Raw genomic sequence first — 3,048 nt, forward strand, 5'->3', positions numbered from 1 at the left:
CCGGCGCCGAGCTGCAGCGGGTGTTTGTGGGCACCGTCCCCGATTCCGCCGCGCCGTACACCCGCCGGGGCATCTACCTCGAAGCCATGGCAACGGAGACGCAGTTCTACCTGGTATTCCGCCCGCTCGATTCGCCGTAGGCGTATGCTGAAATACGGCGCGTAGCGGCATGAAGACAGCCAAGGCGTTGTTGTTCCACGACCGCTCGGCCTTTCTCGCTCTGTGGCCGAACCTTACCCGATTCGGCTCAGATCGTGCCGACGCTCCTCCGGCTCGGGCATTAGGGTCTGTCCATGCAATTTCGCCAAAGTGGCGGCGAGATTTGTCCCCAAGGCTTCGACGGCGGCGTGTTGTTTGGGATCGGTCAGCGTGCCCTCGGGCTGGAACGCTTCGTGAGCCTTGGCCACCGCCAATTGGTCGGGCAGGACGATGACACCGATGTTGCCCAGGATCGCCCGCAAGTGAACCAGGCCGCGGAGACCGCCGAAGCCTCCGGGCGAAGCCGACAGCAGGGTGGCGACCTTGTTCCGGAAAGGCGCCAGGCCATCCTCGCCGCCGACCGGCCGGGATATCCAGTCGATGGTGTTCTTGAGGAGCGGCGTAATCGAGCTGTTGTACTCGGGCGAAGCGATCAAAAGCCCCTGATGCGCCATCATCAGATGTCTGAATTTCAGGGCGTTGGCGGGAATGCCATCGCGGCTCTCCAAGTCACCGTCATAGATCGGCATCGGAAAATCGCGCAGGTCTGCCATCGTCACCTCGGCGCCGGCCCGACGGGCGCCTGCCGCGGCGATCCGCACCAGCATTTTGTTGTAGGAGCGTTCTCGCGCACTGCCGGCAAAAGCGAGAATTTTCGGTTTGGCTTCCATGGATATCTCCTCGAAATTCAACAGCGTACTTTGTTCGAAGTTCGTTTCAAAGCCGGGATCGCATCGACGGCTTTTGCTCGTCCCACGCTCGGGGATCGAAAACGGCCCCTCCCTTGACCACGCGGAAAATGCGGCGCAAATGAGTGACATCGGCCAGCGGATCGGCGTCGAGCAGCACGAAATCGGCGATTTTGCCCTGCTCCACGGTCCCCAATTCGGCGCTTCGCCCCATGACGCGAGCTCCGCCTCGCGTCGCGGCGGTCAGAATCTCCTCGGGCGACAAGCCGGCCTCGGCCATCAGCTCGAACTCCCGGTGCAGCGCCGGCCCGTGCAAGGTGCCGATATTGCCGGCATCGGTCCCGGCGGCGACGGTCACGCCGCTCTGCTGCAAACGCTTCAGATTCCAGAATGCGATATCCCGGCTGAACCAGTGGAAAGCCCAGGGCCTTTTCCAAACGGGCAGGCTAGCCAGCTCGTCGAACGTCGCGATCGCCTCGGGATCGCCGAGGCGGCGTTCGATGTCGGTCAGCCGAACCTTCCGTCCCAGCACCTCCTGATAACCCTCGTTGACGACGAGGGTGGTCACGTACACCACGTTCCGATCCTTCAGTAGCTTGATGAAGGCCTCGTCGACCCGGCGGTCCTCCACGCTGTGGGCGAGAATGTCCGCACCCGCCTGCACCGCCGCCCGTGCGGTCTCCAGTTCGGTCGCGTGCACCACGACCCGAGTGCCGGCGGCATGGCTCGCCTCGATCGCGGCCTGCACTATGGCGGTCTGAAACGCAAGACTCCGGCCCGGCAAGGGAATGAACCAGATTTTGATGAGGTCCGGCTTGCGCGCCAAAATCTCTCGCACCGTGGCGCGGCTTTCCTCGGCAGAATCGACCTTGATCAGCGCCGGATCCTCGGCCTTGAGTTCCTGCGGAAAATAAGTCGCGATCAAAGGTCCCGCCACCGCGACGCGCGGCGCCCGTTCGGTCCGCCTCGCGAGATCCCGCACCTCGAAGGTCCAGAACGGACCGCCGACGTCCACCACCGAGGTCACGCCGCTCGCCACGTATCGAGACAAGGTGTCGGGGATGCGCTGCCTGATCCCGGTGATCTCGTCCGCATAAGGGCGAACATCCCGCAGATCGATCACATCCGGACGGGTATAAAGACCGCCCGATTGAAAGAAGTGTATGTGCGCATCGATCAAGCCGGGAACGATCCATTTCCCGCTCGCGTCGATTACCCGCGCTTCGGGAGGAATCGGTATCTCGCCCCGGTTTCCCACCGCCGCAATTCGCTCGCCCTCCACCACGATTACGGCATCGGCGCGTGGCGCGCCGCCGGTTCCATCGATCAGGGTACCGCCGACAAAAGCCTTCATATCCGCTCTACTCCCGCTGGCGAACACCAGGAGCGACAAAATGATTGCCAATAACCCGTGCATGCACGGCGATCCGTATCGCTTCATCTTCCGATTCACGGACACGCGAACTATTTCTTTCGACCGCGGTTCGGACCATTCATTGCAGCGCAGCGAACGGGATTCACGCGTCTTGTGCCTTCCGCACCGGGAAAAAGAGCCTGGGAGATTTTTCGGTTTGGTGTGGCTCCCTCCTGTTGTAGGTCGGGAATACTTTCCCGACACTAACGGGCCGGCAAGCAGGTTTGTCGGCAAAGGATTGCCGACCTACAACGATTCGGGAATCTCCCGATACGGACTTAAGGCAGCAGCCACGTCAGCGGGACAAGGGCAACCAGGATCGAAACGGCCGCGGCGAACAACGGCACATAGCGCTTTGGCCTTGCCAGTTCGTTGGCTCGCAAGGCAAATACGCCGTGGAGCGTATCCATGAGTTGATCGATCAGAGCGATATTGGCCTCGATTGCCCGGGTCGCCTCCGTAAAATAGGGCTTGAGCTTGAGCTCGATGCGGCTCGGCTGAATGATGCGTTCATTGAGGAGATTCACGAATTTCCCGGTCGATTCGCGGCAGTGCGCCAATCCTGCTTGCAGATCCTGGCCGGTCGGCGGAGAAAGGTCCCGCAGCGCCGCCTGAGTCTCGTTCAACAGACTGTCGATGCGATGGGCCAAAAAACCGAGTTTGATCCGGAACACCGGCGGGCATTTTCCGGACGCGATCACACCCGCCCCAAGGCCGCGTCCCTGCCCGATCTGCTCGATCAGTTCG

General features: G+C 61.9%; 3 protein-coding genes. All 3 read right to left on the reverse strand.

Going from position 1 to position 3,048, the window contains the following annotated elements:
- Window positions 1-233: 233 nt before the first annotated feature.
- Window positions 234-869 carry an NAD(P)H-dependent oxidoreductase gene (locus tag ABJK70_RS22630; protein ID WP_347259217.1) on the reverse strand — a complete coding sequence of 212 codons (636 nt, stop codon included), beginning with the start codon at window positions 867-869 and terminating at the stop codon, window positions 234-236.
- A 46-nt stretch (window positions 870-915) separates the two neighbouring features.
- Window positions 916-2,304, reverse strand: a complete 1,389-nt coding sequence (locus ABJK70_RS22635) for an amidohydrolase family protein (RefSeq protein ID WP_168183769.1) — start codon at window positions 2,302-2,304, stop codon at window positions 916-918.
- A 275-nt stretch (window positions 2,305-2,579) separates the two neighbouring features.
- The coding region (locus tag ABJK70_RS22640; RefSeq protein WP_347259218.1) for a hypothetical protein at window positions 2,580-3,048 on the reverse strand (469 nt) is incomplete at its 5' end.

It is taken from the genome of Methylocaldum sp. (assembly GCF_039794385.1).
Classification (GTDB): Bacteria; Pseudomonadota; Gammaproteobacteria; order Methylococcales; family Methylococcaceae; genus Methylocaldum.